15 protein-coding genes and 2 pseudogenes are annotated in these 14147 nt (G+C 45.1%); 9 read left to right on the forward strand and 8 right to left on the reverse strand.

Annotation, left to right across the window (positions count from 1 at the left end; all coding sequences use genetic code 11):
• Window positions 1–231 precede the first annotated feature (231 nt).
• On the forward strand, window positions 232–3363 hold the full coding sequence (locus GKD17_RS06895; RefSeq protein WP_007837784.1) for a DUF6298 domain-containing protein: 3132 nt from the start codon (window positions 232–234) through the stop codon (window positions 3361–3363).
• 101 nt (window positions 3364–3464) lie between these two features.
• Here the strand turns inward: GKD17_RS06895 and GKD17_RS06900 are convergent, their stop codons facing one another.
• The 5 genes and pseudogenes from GKD17_RS06900 to GKD17_RS06920 form a co-directional block, all read right to left on the reverse strand.
• A complete protein-coding gene (locus GKD17_RS06900) occupies window positions 3465–4250 on the reverse strand; it encodes a LytR/AlgR family response regulator transcription factor (protein WP_007837785.1) in 786 nt (261 codons plus the stop codon).
• Complete coding sequence (locus tag GKD17_RS06905) at window positions 4243–5286, reverse strand: sensor histidine kinase (protein ID WP_007837786.1); 1044 nt, start codon at window positions 5284–5286, stop codon at window positions 4243–4245. Before GKD17_RS06905 ends, GKD17_RS06900 begins: the two co-directional genes overlap by 8 nt.
• A 116-nt stretch (window positions 5287–5402) precedes the next feature.
• Entirely contained in the window at window positions 5403–6041 is a 639-nt protein-coding gene (locus GKD17_RS06910) for an outer membrane beta-barrel protein (RefSeq protein WP_007837787.1), read from the reverse strand.
• 12 nt (window positions 6042–6053) lie between these two features.
• Window positions 6054–6686 (reverse strand): DUF4136 domain-containing protein, encoded by a 633-nt coding sequence (locus GKD17_RS06915; protein ID WP_007837788.1) that lies wholly within the window; start codon window positions 6684–6686, stop codon window positions 6054–6056.
• Between the two features lie 25 nt (window positions 6687–6711).
• Window positions 6712–7080 (reverse strand): annotated as a pseudogene (locus GKD17_RS06920) (DUF4251 domain-containing protein); the annotation flags it as partial.
• 254 nt (window positions 7081–7334) lie between these two features.
• Between GKD17_RS06920 and GKD17_RS06925 the strand changes: the two are divergent.
• From GKD17_RS06925 to GKD17_RS06940, 4 genes and pseudogenes are all read left to right on the forward strand, one after another.
• Window positions 7335–8582 (forward strand): site-specific integrase, encoded by a 1248-nt coding sequence (locus GKD17_RS06925; protein ID WP_005835714.1) that lies wholly within the window; start codon window positions 7335–7337, stop codon window positions 8580–8582.
• A pseudogene (locus tag GKD17_RS23535) lies at window positions 8572–9055 on the forward strand (hypothetical protein). The gene GKD17_RS06925 and the pseudogene GKD17_RS23535 overlap by 11 nt, the downstream one beginning before the upstream one ends.
• Window positions 9056–9088: 33 nt before the next feature.
• Window positions 9089–9256 carry a hypothetical protein gene (locus tag GKD17_RS06935; protein ID WP_004295314.1) on the forward strand — a complete coding sequence of 56 codons (168 nt, stop codon included), beginning with the start codon at window positions 9089–9091 and terminating at the stop codon, window positions 9254–9256.
• Between the two features lie 5 nt (window positions 9257–9261).
• Window positions 9262–9861 carry a GNAT family N-acetyltransferase gene (locus GKD17_RS06940; RefSeq protein WP_004295313.1) on the forward strand — a complete coding sequence of 200 codons (600 nt, stop codon included), beginning with the start codon at window positions 9262–9264 and terminating at the stop codon, window positions 9859–9861.
• Window positions 9862–10231: 370 nt separating this feature from the next.
• On the opposite strand, the gene GKD17_RS06945 is transcribed toward GKD17_RS06940, so the two are convergent.
• Complete coding sequence (locus GKD17_RS06945) at window positions 10232–10483, reverse strand: hypothetical protein (protein ID WP_235778247.1); 252 nt, start codon at window positions 10481–10483, stop codon at window positions 10232–10234.
• Between the two features lie 323 nt (window positions 10484–10806).
• Here GKD17_RS06945 and GKD17_RS06950 point away from each other — a divergent pair, with 323 nt between their 5' ends.
• From GKD17_RS06950 to GKD17_RS06960, 3 genes are read left to right on the forward strand one after another with little or no spacing between them, the layout of a single operon-like run.
• A complete protein-coding gene (locus tag GKD17_RS06950; protein WP_004295311.1) occupies window positions 10807–11367 on the forward strand; it encodes an RNA polymerase sigma factor in 561 nt (186 codons plus the stop codon).
• A gap of 31 nt (window positions 11368–11398) precedes the next feature.
• Window positions 11399–11791 (forward strand): hypothetical protein, encoded by a 393-nt coding sequence (locus GKD17_RS06955; protein WP_005835711.1) that lies wholly within the window; start codon window positions 11399–11401, stop codon window positions 11789–11791.
• 34 nt (window positions 11792–11825) lie between these two features.
• A complete protein-coding gene (locus tag GKD17_RS06960) occupies window positions 11826–11975 on the forward strand; it encodes a hypothetical protein (RefSeq protein ID WP_229095249.1) in 150 nt (49 codons plus the stop codon).
• Between the two features lie 340 nt (window positions 11976–12315).
• On the opposite strand, the gene GKD17_RS06965 is transcribed toward GKD17_RS06960, so the two are convergent.
• Together GKD17_RS06965 and GKD17_RS06970 are read right to left on the reverse strand one after the other, a co-directional pair.
• The gene (locus tag GKD17_RS06965) at window positions 12316–12639 is read right to left on the reverse strand and encodes a helix-turn-helix domain-containing protein (RefSeq protein ID WP_004295308.1); all 324 of its coding nucleotides are present in this window, start codon (window positions 12637–12639) and stop codon (window positions 12316–12318) included.
• Window positions 12640–12682: 43 nt separating this feature from the next.
• On the reverse strand, window positions 12683–12994 hold the full coding sequence (locus GKD17_RS06970; protein WP_004295307.1) for a helix-turn-helix domain-containing protein: 312 nt from the start codon (window positions 12992–12994) through the stop codon (window positions 12683–12685).
• A 477-nt stretch (window positions 12995–13471) separates the two neighbouring features.
• Here GKD17_RS06970 and GKD17_RS06975 point away from each other — a divergent pair, with 477 nt between their 5' ends.
• Entirely contained in the window at window positions 13472–13966 is a 495-nt protein-coding gene (locus GKD17_RS06975) for a DUF3408 domain-containing protein (protein ID WP_004295306.1), read from the forward strand.
• Window positions 13967–14147: the final 181 nt, after the last annotated feature.

Consider the following 14147-nt stretch of genomic DNA (forward strand, 5'->3'; position numbering starts at 1 on the left):
TTATTAGTCTTACAAAAATAGTATAAATTTATCCGATATCCATTGTTTTCCGTATTTATTTGTCGGGCTCTTATATTATTTTAGTAACTCTGTTTCTATATTTAATTTGATGTACAAATAGTTATAATTTTAGTCTGGTGTTCGATTTCTACCCAATTTTGACCAATTTTTCAATAAAGTGTATCTGTTTTGCTGCTATTTTTGTGTATTCGAATTTTTAGGTATGAAACTATGAAACACAATTTATGCCGGACACTTCTGCTTTTTGCCGGAGTATTCCTCTTTGCAACTATAGATGCACATTTTAAGACTACTCCTCAGTCACCTGTTCATATTACTGAAACCGACGAACTGGTTTATAAATCGTATCCTAACGGCGATCGGATACCTGATTTTTCTTTTTGTGGTTATCGCCAATCTGAGTATCCCATTCCTTGGGTGGATGCAAAAGTATATGTTCCTGTCGTGGATGGAGATGCAACCGGTCTTATTCAGCAGGCATTGAATTATGTAGCCTCTCTTCCTATGGAACCGGATGGTTTCAGAGGTGCAGTTCAGTTAGCTCCCGGTAACTATGAATTGAAAGGTAAACTTTTGATGCGGGCTGACGGAGTGGTTCTCCGTGGTAGCGGATGCCATAAAAATGGAGGAACGGTTTTACGTGCATTGGGACCGATGAAAGATGAATTGATTCGTGTTTTGGGTTATAATAATGCGAAAACGGAAGACACTATTCATATTGCCGGGCAGTATGTACCTGTAAATGCTACGGTTATTCCTTTGAAACAAACTGCAACATTGAAGGTGGGAGATAAAATACGCATTGTCCGTCCATCAACAGCCGGATGGCTTTCGGTGCTTGGTACGGATAGATTGGGCAATGAACAGGAATATAATTTCTCGAAATGGACTCCCGGTCGTCATGATATGGTGTGGGAGCGTACTGTGGTTGCTGTTACCTCTGAAAGTATTACCATAGATGTACCATTGACCATGAGCCTTGATCCCAAGTATGGTGGTGGGTATATTTTACCTCTTTCATGGACTGGGAGGATTAATAATGTCGGAATAGAGAATTTGTGTTGCGATTCTGAATATGATCATACTAATTTGAAAGATGAGAACCATCGTTGGCAGGCAATTACCTTCAATCATGTGAAAGATGGATGGGTACGAAGAGTGGAGGCTCATCATTTTGCAGGTTCGGCGGTAATGGTATTGGAGGGAGCGATGCAGGTGACTGTGGAGGATTGTAAATTTCTGTATCCCGTGTCCGAGATAGCCAACCATAGGCGTTATGCTTTTCATACTTTGGGACAACTAACTCTTTTTCAGCGTTGTTATTCTGAAGAGGGGTACCGTGATTTTACAGTTGGGGTTGCCGTACCTGGACCTAATGCTTTTGTACAATGTCATTCCGAACGGCCTTATAGTTTCAGTGGATCTACTGGTGGCTTCTCTAATGGTATTTTGATGGATAAAATAACGGTGTCAGGAGGAATTATTCAATTGGGTTATCGGGATATGGCAGATCAGGGAGCCGGTTGGGTGGCGGCTAACTCTATGTGCTGGCAGGGACGAGCTTCACAGACTCATTGTGTTACTCCTCCTACAGCTCATAATTGGGCTTATGGAATGTGGACGCAACCTTTTGGTAATGGCCATTATGAATTGTCGCATACTTTTGTCAAGCCGGAAAGTTTTTTTTATGCTCAACTGGCGGCTCGTATGGATAAATCTTCAATGGAAGAAAAGAAAATATTTGTGTACACTACTGGTGAAACTACGAAGCCAACTCCCGAGTACGCTCATTGGATGTCTGTACAGTCATTAAAACCGGATATGCGAATGGATGTATGGATAGACAGTATGATAGTGAAATATCCTTTGGAGATAACCCAGAATAATGCTCCTCTTTTAAACGAAGTGAACTGGCGGCCTGAAAAAGAGAAGCATGTGGTCATGACAGAACCTTTACAAGTGAAAAATGGCTGGATTGTGCGGGGAAATCATATTCTCATTAACGGAACTTATTTTCGCAAGAATATTCCCGGTACTACAGGATGGCAGGGCAAAGGATCACTCAGTCAGTTTGTTCCGGGACGCACCGGTACGGGATATACCGAAGAGCCAGATAGTGTTGCGCAAGTATTATTGCTTTCGGGAGCACATGTGCTTCATCATCGTACAGGATTGTGGTATGAGCGTCGTCGTAATGATCATGAGCGGAATATGCATGCTGATGCTGAAGTTTGGGCTCCTTTTAATGAAATGCCTTATAGCCGTAGCGGGCAGGGGGAAGCTCAGGATCGCTTAAGCAAATATGATCTGAATAAATTCAATCCTTGGTATTGGAATCGTTTGAAGCGATTTGTAGATGTGGCGGATCGAGACGGACTGGTTTTGTTACATGATCATTATAACCAGCACAATATCATAGAAGAAGGAGCACACTGGTGTGATTATCCTTGGCGCTCTGCTAATAATATAAATCAGTTGGGATTTGCGGAAAAGACTGTTTTTTCGGGGGACAAGAGAGTGTATATGGCAGAACAGTTCTATGATATTACTCGTCCGGTTATCCGTGAATATCACAGTAAATTTATTCGTCAGAGTGTAAATGTGTTCCATGACAATAATGGTGTGGTACATAGCATTGGATTGGAATATACCGGACCATTGAATTTTATGAACTTTTGGTTGGAAGAGGTCAATGCGTGTGATAACCATCAGTTAGTGGCGTTGACAGCAACAAAAGATGTGCAGGATTCTGTCTTGAAAGATAAAAAACATACTTTAATGGTTGATGTGATTGATATCCGTCAGTGGCATTATCGCGCAGATGGAACTTTATACGAACCTCAGGGAGGGGTAAGTCTGGCTCTTCGCCAGCATGCGCGACTGATTGATCCGGGCACGGTATCTTGTGCCAGTGTTTATCGTGCGGTACGTGAATATCGCTGTAAGTATCCTGATAAAGCTGTGGTTTATAATGGTAGTACAATTAGAGTTCCTCGTAATGCTATGAATTGGGCTATATTTATGGCGGGTGGCTCTTTTGCCAAAATTCCGCCGATTGATGAATTACCGGTTTATGAGAAGGCTTCTTCTTTTTCTCCTATAGATAGACAGACCGATATGGATACTCAGTGGGTAATGGGGGCTGTCGGAAAGGGATACCTTGGGTACTGTGTGAAGAATGAGATTAATTTGGATTTGATGGGAGATAGAGAAACGTATAAAGTCTTTTGGATTGATCCGGATAAAGGAACGGTTATAAAAGAAGATGGTAGCGTGAGAGGAGGTGGAAAAGTAATTTTAAAGGCTCCTGCTGAAAGTTCTATTTGTTTTTTACAATTGTGATTGCAAAGCTTTTGTAAAACTGTTGGTTGAGTAATAGGAACGGATTCCAATCTTGTTCCTATTACTTATAAGTTAGTGCTTTTTTATATAAACAGACTTTTTTAATAATTGAGCCAAAGCTTCATTGCAGCTATCTTTTCTCTGCTTACAGTAATTTTATCTTTAAATGGCGGTTTTACCTGTACTATTATTTTTCCTAAAAAATAGTTTTCTATTTTCTGTATGGCATGTACACTAACCAATGTTTGCCGGTTGGTGCGGAAAAAAATATCTGGGTTTAGTTGTTCGGACAGTTTGTCGAGCGATAAATCTATGATATGCTCTTTCCCTTCTTTTGTGACGGCAAAAGTAATTTTGTTTTCAGAATAGAAATAAGCTATATCTTCTACTTGCAAGGTATACAGCTTTTCGTCTCCTGATATCAGGAAGCGGGTACGGTATTTTTTTTCCGGATTACTTATATTTTTCAGTAAGTTCAGTAATTCATTGGATGAGCTCGATAGGTTGGCATTGCCATATCTGGCAGTTAATCTTTCAAACTTTTCGATGGCTTCGGCCAATCTTTCCCTGTTTATTGGCTTCAGCAGATAGTCTATGCTGTTTACAGTAAAAGCACGTATGGCATATTCGTCGTAGGCGGTGGTAAAAATAATCATACTTTCCGGTTGGGTCTGTTCTATGAAAGTGAAAGAAATGCCGTCGGTCAGTTGGATATCTAGAAAGATTATATCCGGGTGTGGATGCTCCTGGAACCATTTTACAGATCCCTCTACGCTGCCGGGTAATACAACTATCTCCCAGTCTGGCCTTAATCCTGACAACATTTTATGTAGCAGGCGTCCTGCAGGAATTTCATCTTCTATAATAGCGGCTTTTATCTTATTCATTCAGCAAAGGTATTTTAACGGTGAAATATTCAGAATCGTCAATAATTGTGATATGCAAGTTGCAAATCAGCAGATAGCGGGCAGATAAGTTCTTCAGTCCCATTCCTGATTTTGCAACATTCTTTTTTAATTTGATCTTGTTTCTTACGGAAAGAGTTTGATCTTTGTCAGAATAATCCAAATGGATGACCATTGGATTTTCCATATTGATGATGTTATGTTTTATCACATTTTCGATAAGCAACTGTAGAGTTAATGAAGGAATCTTCTTGTTCAATAACGTGGGGGGTATTTTGTTTTCCAGTTGAATACATTTTCCCAGACGCACTTGATGCAGATAGATATATGAATCCAGAAATTCCAGTTCATTACGTAAAGTAACAAGTCCTTGTTCCTGACTTTTTAGGATATAACGATAAACATCCGATAGCTTTTGTGTAAAAACTACTGCGTTTTCCGGATTGTATTCTATTTCGGATATTAAAGTATTCAAACTATTGAACAGGAAATGTGGATTTAATTGATTTTGTAAAGCCGTGTATTGTGCTTTGATGGAACTTTCTTCCAGTTTCATTGTTTTTTCATGCAGAATAACCAGCTGCCTGTAAAAAGCGTTCATGATACTTAGGCTCACAATCACAATTTCTACCAACCATATAATCATGATCAAGCGCAGGCCCGGACTGCTTAGTACAAATGGGAAGGGCAGTTCCAGCAATACTTTACAGATGGTCAGAGTAGCGTAATTCATGAAGAAAAGAATAGCTGCAATCAAAATGCAATTGATGATCAGTTTGTTTCTCTTCTTGATAAAGAATAGATAGCTTTTTTTCAGCCATCGGTTGATGAATATCAGACTAAAGCCTACCAGATTGAATATGAATACCACAGAAATAAATCCCAGAAAGGAGATTAATATTTTCTGATGTTGAGGCGTAAGGTCGGTATATAGTACCAGCGAAAGGTATGAGAAACATGCCAGACCTGAAAACAGGAAAAAGTTGAAGAATTGATTGTATTTATTTTGCATAGCCATTCCGCTGCTGAAAATGATTTGGGTTATTTTACAAAACTATGAAAAAAAGAGGAAATTCAGAAAAAAATAGAATACTTTCCAAATCTCCTCTTTTATGAGCAAACGCTTAGTATGGATTAAAAACAAACTCCTACACGCACACCCATGCTATTTCTTCCATCTTCAGAATAAGTCAGGATATCGGTTTGATTGGTTGCGTAGCTATAATATACGGCTACATGAAATCCCAGACGCTGATAAGGTACCGGATGAATATCTATTCCCAATTCGGGTGATACATAGAATCCCCACGGGCGTTCATACCATTGTACCAGATTGTTGTAAATGGAGTTTTGAGAATACATGGCACCCGATTTGACTCCGAAGTAAGGTTTTACATACCTGTTATCCAGTAACTTGTAGGATACAGATATTCCAAAGGGAAGTTGGAACGCCGATTGTTGCTGGTCTGTTGTCAATGAAGCCGTTGGGGTGAGGGGGATGGTCTGGCGGTCCACGTATCGGTGATTGGTATGAAAATTAAGGAAAGCTCCTATAGACCAATAGGGAGTCAGATCATATTTTCCTTCAAAGTTCATTCCCCATCCGCTGAATTTATCGGCAAAGTTGCTGTTCAACGGCATATTCATCTGCCAGTCTACGTTGAAATGTACATTTTCCCAGATCTGTGCTTTACTTGTGAAACAAAAGAGAACTAATAACACTCCGATGAGGATACGTTTGGGAGCTCTGTGTTTTAATATTTTCGTTTTCATGATTTTCCGGTTTTATTGTTTGTTTGACAGATAAGGAGATTGTGCAAATGCCTGATTGACGGCATTTAATGTCAACTGCATATTGAAATGGGAGTTTCCGTATAGCAGTCCTGACGCATAAGCATGCCAGATGACAGGCAGTTTGTTTTGGTTAGACTGATCGACAGGTTGTCTTAAATCAACCATTTCCATAATCAGGGTTCCTGTGTCATAGCTGTAAGTTACCGGATAAGGATAATACCATCCTCCTCCCCAGTAAGGTCCCCAGAATCCGGCATCCCACCAGCCGCCATACCATCCTCCTGTGGTTATTTGTATTCTTTGTTGGGCGTATGACAACTGAATGCCTACATTGGCTTTTTCTTTATCTTCCGTCCTTACATAGCCTTTCTGTTCCATTTCATGGGCTACTGCACTGATAATGTTTTGGGCATTTTCATCTTTCCAATAATTGGCTTTCAGGCTGTTGTCCGGAACCAGAATGCTATCTGGCAGATAATAGGTGGAAAACTCATTGAAATGTACACTGTTGTCATAATCGGTGTAAACGCTGTAGTCACTATCCAGTTTATTCATATCCGGATCTTTCTCGCACGAAGTAACTATCATGGCAAGCATGAATAGTGGAAATAGTAGCTTCTTCATATTCCTATTATTTTAGTTAAGTAGTTTATAGTGAGCGTCCTTTAAACACATTGGCTTTCTTTAATGGCAATATTTGACCGGATAAAGTCATGTGGCTGGAATTAAAGTTCGGAAGAATATCTACAGTCGCATTGTTGCTTCCATAAGGTATATCAATGCTTACTTGGGCTGAGATTCCGATTCCCATCACGTTCATACTGACATGAATATTACCTTTTTTGTCGGTTTTTACTTTATAGTTCGAAGCATTCCCGTCTACGGTAATACCTCCTAGTCCGTTCGGACCGCTGAAAGGTACATTGAATGCTACTTGCACTACAGCCTTGTCACCGTCCAGTCCTACAAAGTTGGTGTTGGATGAAACGAAAGCGGAGGTTCCGTATTTAAAGTAAACGCAGAAAGAAAAAGCAAGGTTGATGATAATACAGCAAAAATGCAGTCTATTAAGTGGTTAGGTGTTTAACTCATAATACTGCATAAGCTGAAAAAGGAGGTCCGATAAAAGCTGCGAAAGACTTCAGTTCCCATATCGTTACTGATATAACAGGAACAAGAAACGGCACAACAGATTCTATTTCAGTAATTTGCACAGTTTTTCATACCTGAGGACAACTCGCTTGATATTAACTTTGTAACGATCAAAAAAGTATGAAAACGAGTATGAGCAGATCGACCTTCAAAATCCTCTTCTACGTGAAGAAGGGCAGCGAGAGAGCCAACGGCTATCTCCCCCTGATGTGCCGTCTTACGGTAGACGGCGAAATCAAGCAGTTCAGCTGCAAGCTGGACGTGCCCCCGAAACTTTGGGACGTGAAAACGGCACGTGCCACGGGCAAGAGCGCCGAGGCGCAGAAAATCAATGCGGCGGTTGACCGGATACGCGTGGACGTGAACCGCCGTTACCAGGAACTGATGCAGTCCGACGGCTATGTCACCGCCGCCAGGCTGAGGGACGCCTGCCTCGGGCTGGGCGTGAAACGCGAGACGCTGCTGAAGCTCTTCGAGCAGCACAACGAGGAGTTCATCAAGAAAGTGGGACACAGCCGCGTGCAGGGAACATACAACCGCTACCGTACCATATACAGGCACCTTTGCGAGTTCGTCCCGAAAGTATACCGCCGTGACGACATCCCCCTGAAGGAACTCAACCTAACCTTCATCAACAACTTCGAGTATTTCCTGCGTACGGAGAAGAAATGCCGCACCAATACCGTATGGGGTTACATGATCGGGCTCAAGCACGTCATCTCCATCGCCCGCAACAGCGGTGCGCTTCCCTTCAACCCCTTCGCCGGGTACATCAATTCCCCCGAGAGCGTTGACCGAGGCTACCTGACGGAGCGTGAGATACAGACACTGATGGAGACCCCGGTGAAAAGCGGGACCTGCGAACTGGTACGCGACCTCTTCATCTTCTCTGTGTTCACCGGACTGGCATACGCGGACGTGAAGGCACTGACGACCGACCGGCTCCAGACCTTCTTCGACGGCAACCTCTGGATCATCACCCGCCGTCGCAAGACAAACACCGAGTCCAACATCCGCCTGCTGGACGTGCCCAAGCGCATCATAGAGAAGTATAAGGGACTGTCCAAGGACGGTCATGTATTTCCGGTACCGAGCAACGGCAGATGCAACACCATATTGAAGGAACTTGGCAGGCAGTGCGGTTTCAAGATACGGCTGACCTATCATGTGGCCCGGCATACGAACGCCACCACCGTGCTGCTCTCGCACGGTGTACCCATCGAGACCGTAAGCCGTCTTTTGGGGCATACGGATTTGAAAACCACCCAGATATATGCCCGGATAACCAACCAGAAGATCAGCAGCGACATGGAAATCCTGTCCCATAAGCTGGAAAAGATGGAGAAGGAAATATGCGATGCCATCTGAGGAAATGGTATTTATGAAACGGATGATTTTCCCCTTCCTCATCAAAGTTCGTCCGTCCCTGCGGGACTCCGCGTTTTCCCTTCGGTTTCCGGCAGAAAATTTCCGTACGGCGAAATTTTCTGCCGGAAAAACGCTCCGAAAGCGCAGGGACGGACGTAAGAGGGATTCAGAAGGCGAAAACTGCGACCGACGTAGTGCATGTGCGACAAGGAAAAGAACTGTCCGGGAGCCCCCTTTTCATGCCGTACCCCGGCATGAAACCACTTTTCTCTCCGGCTGTGGTGAAGGCTCTCCTGCTCCCTCTGCATTGCATATGCGGGTTGTTTTGCCCATATCCACGTCCGCCGGTATTGCCTGCCCTTTCCTTGAGAAAAACGGCTTACCGCAACGGGTGGCGTGACACAGACTTTTCCGGATATGGAGGAACATTCCGGAAAAAAGAGTGGAAGACGGGCTATTATTTGGCTGTATAACAACAAAGTTGTATTTTTGCAAAAAATAATATTATGGCTATAACTATCAAGAACATTCCGGTTTTGGAGGGCGTTACGGCGGAAGATTTCGTACGCAGTGCAGACAAGAACGCCGCAAAGGTAACACCCCGGTTATCAGTGGAGGCAAAGAAACGGTTGCGAAAAGTATTGGAGAAATCCCGTTCATTCCGGTTCAATTAACAGCAATGGACGGTATTTCTTTATATGATGATTGTGTCATGCTTGCCTATAACAAGGAAGTACGGAGGAATTGCCTTCCTTTCACTTGTGGCGAGAATGACCTTGATGATTTTTTTCTCAATGATGCCGATCTGTATGCGGATGAACTCCTTGGGAAAACATATTGTTGGGTGACGACTGAAATCCCGCATCGTATTGTGGCCTTGTTTACCTTGTCCAATGACAGTATCAAGACCAGATTAATATCCCCCAATGATAAAAACAGGCTGCAACGCAATATTGTAAATCCTAAACGTGGACGCAGCTATCCGGCCGTGCTGATAGGAAGACTGGGGGTCAACCTGGAATATCAGGGTACATCAAGCCACGTAGGACGGCAACTGATGGCTTTCATAAAAGACTGGTTCCGTCATGAGGACAACAAGACAGGATGCCGTTTTATCGTGGTGGATGCATACAATGAGGAAAAGATTCTCAGGTATTATGAAAGAAACGGTTTCGTTCCACTCTATAAAACAGACGTGATAGAAAAGCAATATTATGATATTCCGCAAGATGAACCTTTGAAAACCCGTTTGCTGTATTTTGATTTGAAAAAGGACTGACATAATAATATATCAGTAAAATCCTTTAGGGTGACAACGGGTTCCAAAGACAGGCTGTCGCTACGATTACCTGCCATATGGCACCGGTCGTTTTCTTGATGGCGGGCGGTGGATTTCATGGGAAGCCAATCCGGAATGACAAGTAATGCCGCACCTGTGGCATAATAGAGCATTATTTTGAAGGCGGAGACTTTGTCCGGTTCTTCTTTTTCCAAGGTTTTCCGTCGGATGTCTTCAAGTTTTCCACACTTGTTTTAGAATAGTCCGCATTATCAGCAGATTGCGAGTTTCAGTCTGCCGTTCCGATTCTCTTTATTGCATCGTAGCATGTCGTTGATATATTCCAAATACTTATCCATGAATAGGCGACTTATAATTTTGTCTCAGGCAAATATCGAGACACACTCCCGAATGAGGTCTTCCATGATTTTAAAAGACTCCGTATTTCGGAAGTAACAACGTACACATACAATTTCTCCGGAACGGCCGACTTTCCTGTCACTTCCCTGTAATCCTCCCCAAAATCAACACCGCCGTATAAACTGCATGAAAGCCCGGGCACGCTTCCTGTTTCCAATCCCATATCTGCTCCTTCCGCAACATCACGTATTGCCGTTCTCATTTCATATCCTTGAATATTTCTCCAAACATACCAAAGACAGAAAAGCTGCATGGAATCTAAATTCTCACCGGACAGACAATAGATAGAAGGAAGGAATCCATCATCCTCATTTCTTGCGGCAAAAATAGTTGTTTTTCAGGCCGGTCCCGCAAGGCGGCCCTTCGGGCTGGTTGCACGTGAAAAAATCTTCCTCACGCTTCGCGTGAGCGTATTTTTTCACGGCAAGCCTTGCCGGAGACCGCCGAAAAACAAACTGGAGGAAGCACAAGAAATAAGAATGCCTACCCGTGTAGGCCATGTATAACTCAAAAAAATATAAAGCTATGGCAGACAAGAGCGCAGAAAAGGAAAGACTGTTCAACGAGTGGTTCACTGCATCCTATGACAGGTTGAGAGGGACGTTACGCCGGTACGGAATGCTGGACGAGGACAATTTCCATGACACCTACCTTTTTGTAAGAAGGCAGGTGCTGGTTCCCGGAAAGGACATAACGGACTATGACGCGTATTTCATCGGATGCTACAAAAAGGCGGCCCTGGTAAAGATTAAAAGGGAGAATCGGTATGCACACCCTGAAGATGATTTCTTCCTCCGATGTGGCGAAGAGGCAAAATTCCTTTCCGAGGACGACCTGAACGGGTGCGAGCGGCTGGTAAGAGACATACTGCGTTTCGTAAGGCAGAAGTTCTCCTACGAGGAGTACCGGATGTTCATGCTCAGGTTCTATGAGGCGCAGTTCTCGTTCAAGGCACTGGCGGAATGCATGGGTATCTCGGCATCGGCCATATCGCAGAAAGTATGCAGGATAGTGGACGCGGTACGTACCCACAGCGGTTTCGCATGGAGAAGTCAGATGCTGGCGGTGGAAAGCTTCATGTATTGAAAAAATTGTTTAACGGAAAAGTAAGAAAGTTATGGCACTGATAGTATACAACAGGGAAAACTCCCGTTCGCAGGAAGTCACATACAAGGGAAAGCGGACCATCAACCTTGACAGCAGGGGGACCGTCTATCTGTCAAAGACGATGTCAATCGAATTGGGAATCCTCGGTGGCGGACGGGTGAACTTCGCCCACGACGACGAGACGGATGACTGGTACATCTGCCGGGCCGATGACAGCGAGGGGTTCATTGTCTGGAAGGATAAAAGATGCGCAAGGTTCTCGGCGGGGTTTATCGTGCAGAGACTCATGCGGCAGGCGAAGGTGGAGAGGAAGAGCGTGCAGTTCATGATGGCGAGGATGCCGGTAGAGATTGGCGGAGTGGCCTATTACAAGATACTGCTCTCGAATCCGATACTCAGATAGAGGCATGGGCCGGAGGAGTCCGGCTGTATATGACATGACGGAGACAGGTGCATCCGACGGGACAGGAGCCCGGAGGATGTGCCTGTTTTTATGCGCCGCCATGTTTACACACGGACATGCGGTTGTCACCGGCCGGCATAAGGTCACTCCGAAAAGACCGGGAAACGGCATTGCCGGAGGATAATGATACCAGTACGGAATGTGCCGCCATTACGGGAACGGATCGTCCCACCGGTACACGAACGGCCCGCCCCAATTTCAGAATAACATAATGACATAATAAAATAAGAGTCTTTTTTTATAATGGAATCCCCGTATCTTATTGCCATATCGGAAAAATGTTTCCATGTCCCGCCATGTTATGCCAATGTTGTCACCGGATCATAATTCATAAAGAAAAAAACACTTTGTGTATAAGTATTTTACGAGCAAATTAAAGTCGTTCATCCGGTGGAAAGAAAATGAAGGAGCGACCGGTATGACAACCGACCGCCCCTTCATTCACGATCCCGTACGGAACTTTTCTAAAGTTCCTCCGGCCTGGTTCTCGCCTCCCGGTAGCAGCCGTCAAGCAGCTTCTCGATGTCGGAAGAACGGTACAGTATCTTGCCGCCCAGCCGGGTGAAGGCAAGCAGACCGCTGTCACGGTACTGTTGCAAGCTGCGGCGGCTCACTTTCAGCTTTTCAGCCAGTTCGCGGTCCGTATAGAAGTTCTCGCCCGCCATCGCCGGTGACCTGCCGGCAAAGAGACGCTCCATGGAAACGGAGAGACGTTCGACGGTGGAGAAGAACTCTCTTATATGCTCGCTGCTCTCACGGGTGAGCAGACGGTTATCGGTATTCATCATGACTTGATCTTTTTTTTGTTCGACATTCGTTTTTCATGGCCTTTCAGATCGACCTTCCCATACTTTCAGCCCGCTTGCGGCGCTCCTCCACTATCCGGATGATACTTTCCACGTCCCCGGGCTTGTAATATGTCTTGTGGCAGATCTGTGTGTATGCCAGCGTGCCGTTGTCACGGAGGGTCTGCAGGGTTCTCGGGCTGACCTTCAGCAGCAGGCACACCTCCTGGTTGTCCAGCCATTTCTTCTCCTCCATGTCGCCGTACAGCCGGCAGAGGGTGTCCAGCCGGTCCGCAAACGTCCGGAAGGCCGAGAGCATCGCCTCGAAGGTCCTTGCCTCAATGTTCACTATTTCCATAATCACTGTAATTTCAGGTTTGACATCTGTTTCATTCTCTTTTCGGATCCGGATTCCGTTCCGCAATTTAGTGAATCCCGGCGGAACGTCCTGAATTTCAAGACAGGATGACTACCTTTGACACCATATGCGTACTTGTTTCATCTGCAAAGTAAATGATTGTTCCCGGATATGGTTCCGCCCCTTCATCAGATGTCATTATATGTCATCAGATGTCATGGAAATCGGATTTTAATATTCATTTGCTTTTAGTAAACAGACGTTCAGATCCGTTCCCGAAGAGTGGGAAATTTCCGGTGCGTATATTTGTGAAGTCATCACCGTCAGACTGATCCAACAATATGAATAACACGGCAAACCCCGCCAATCGGACCCGTCCGTTTCACAGCACTTGTTATTATCGTTTTATTTGCTTCCGACAATCGGGCAAACGGGTAGACTGTGCCCACAGTATCAACCATCTAAAATCCATGTACAATGAAAAGTGAACCGACTGAAAAAACGAAAGGGAAGAAAATGGCGGTATCCGAAACCGCAGACAGAAAGAACGGCCGTAGTCCCGGAGCCGGCCACGACGAGTGGTGGGAAAGACTCATGATGGAACCCGGTTCGGGAGAATCCGCCGGTACGGATGCGGAACCGGTGATTCCATCCGGGGCCGTTGCGGAAGAGGTGTCCGGGGAAGCGGGAAGAAAGGACACCCCGCCGGAACCGGAAGACCCCGTGAGAAGAAGGACGAGCGGCAGGCAGCGTAGGGCCTCGCTGGAGGAGTACCGAGAAACATACCTCACCGTCCCGAAGATTAGGAAGCGCAAGACGGTGTTCGTCAGTGAGGATGTGAGGGACGAACTGGACGCCATCGTCCGCAGGCTCGGTGGGCGTGGCATGAGCGTTTCCGGACTGCTGGAGAACCTTGCCAGGGAGCATCTTGCCGCCTACCGTGAGGACATCGAGCAGTGGAGAAAAATCTGACAGCCTGTTACCGGGCGTGGAGTATACCCGATGTATGCACAGTCCCCTGTGTACCCGCTTCAATGTGGAAAATGCGGGGGGATTTTTCTGTGGGGGGAGCAAGGGTATGTTTCCGGATTCCCGAAAACCCTTGCTCCCCGCGCCCGGCGGTTGCTGGGAGGGCAAATCCGCTCCCGCCGGT

Origin of the sequence: Phocaeicola dorei, assembly GCF_013009555.1 — a bacterium.
Taxonomy (GTDB): Bacteria; Bacteroidota; Bacteroidia; order Bacteroidales; family Bacteroidaceae; genus Phocaeicola; species Phocaeicola dorei.

Bases quoted from the DNA above. Each gene is read 5' to 3' on its own strand.
- GKD17_RS06965 (WP_004295308.1), bottom strand. From the start codon at position 12,639: ATGATGAATACCGATAACCGTCTGCTCACCCGTGAGAGCAGCGAGCAT.
- GKD17_RS06925 (WP_005835714.1), top strand. From the start codon at position 7,335: ATGAAAACGAGTATGAGCAGATCGACCTTCAAAATCCTCTTCTACGTG.
- GKD17_RS06940 (WP_004295313.1), top strand. From the start codon at position 9,262: ATGGACGGTATTTCTTTATATGATGATTGTGTCATGCTTGCCTATAAC.
- GKD17_RS06900 (WP_007837785.1), bottom strand. From the start codon at position 4,250: ATGAATAAGATAAAAGCCGCTATTATAGAAGATGAAATTCCTGCAGGA.
- GKD17_RS06970 (WP_004295307.1), bottom strand. From the start codon at position 12,994: ATGGAAATAGTGAACATTGAGGCAAGGACCTTCGAGGCGATGCTCTCG.
- GKD17_RS06910 (WP_007837787.1), bottom strand. From the start codon at position 6,041: ATGAAAACGAAAATATTAAAACACAGAGCTCCCAAACGTATCCTCATC.
- GKD17_RS06955 (WP_005835711.1), top strand. From the start codon at position 11,399: ATGGCACTGATAGTATACAACAGGGAAAACTCCCGTTCGCAGGAAGTC.
- GKD17_RS06975 (WP_004295306.1), top strand. From the start codon at position 13,472: ATGAAAAGTGAACCGACTGAAAAAACGAAAGGGAAGAAAATGGCGGTA.
- GKD17_RS06935 (WP_004295314.1), top strand. From the start codon at position 9,089: ATGGCTATAACTATCAAGAACATTCCGGTTTTGGAGGGCGTTACGGCG.
- GKD17_RS06915 (WP_007837788.1), bottom strand. From the start codon at position 6,686: ATGAAGAAGCTACTATTTCCACTATTCATGCTTGCCATGATAGTTACT.
- GKD17_RS06895 (WP_007837784.1), top strand. From the start codon at position 232: ATGAAACACAATTTATGCCGGACACTTCTGCTTTTTGCCGGAGTATTC.
- GKD17_RS06950 (WP_004295311.1), top strand. From the start codon at position 10,807: ATGGCAGACAAGAGCGCAGAAAAGGAAAGACTGTTCAACGAGTGGTTC.
- GKD17_RS06960 (WP_229095249.1), top strand. From the start codon at position 11,826: ATGACGGAGACAGGTGCATCCGACGGGACAGGAGCCCGGAGGATGTGC.
- GKD17_RS06945 (WP_235778247.1), bottom strand. From the start codon at position 10,483: ATGAGAACGGCAATACGTGATGTTGCGGAAGGAGCAGATATGGGATTG.
- GKD17_RS06905 (WP_007837786.1), bottom strand. From the start codon at position 5,286: ATGGCTATGCAAAATAAATACAATCAATTCTTCAACTTTTTCCTGTTT.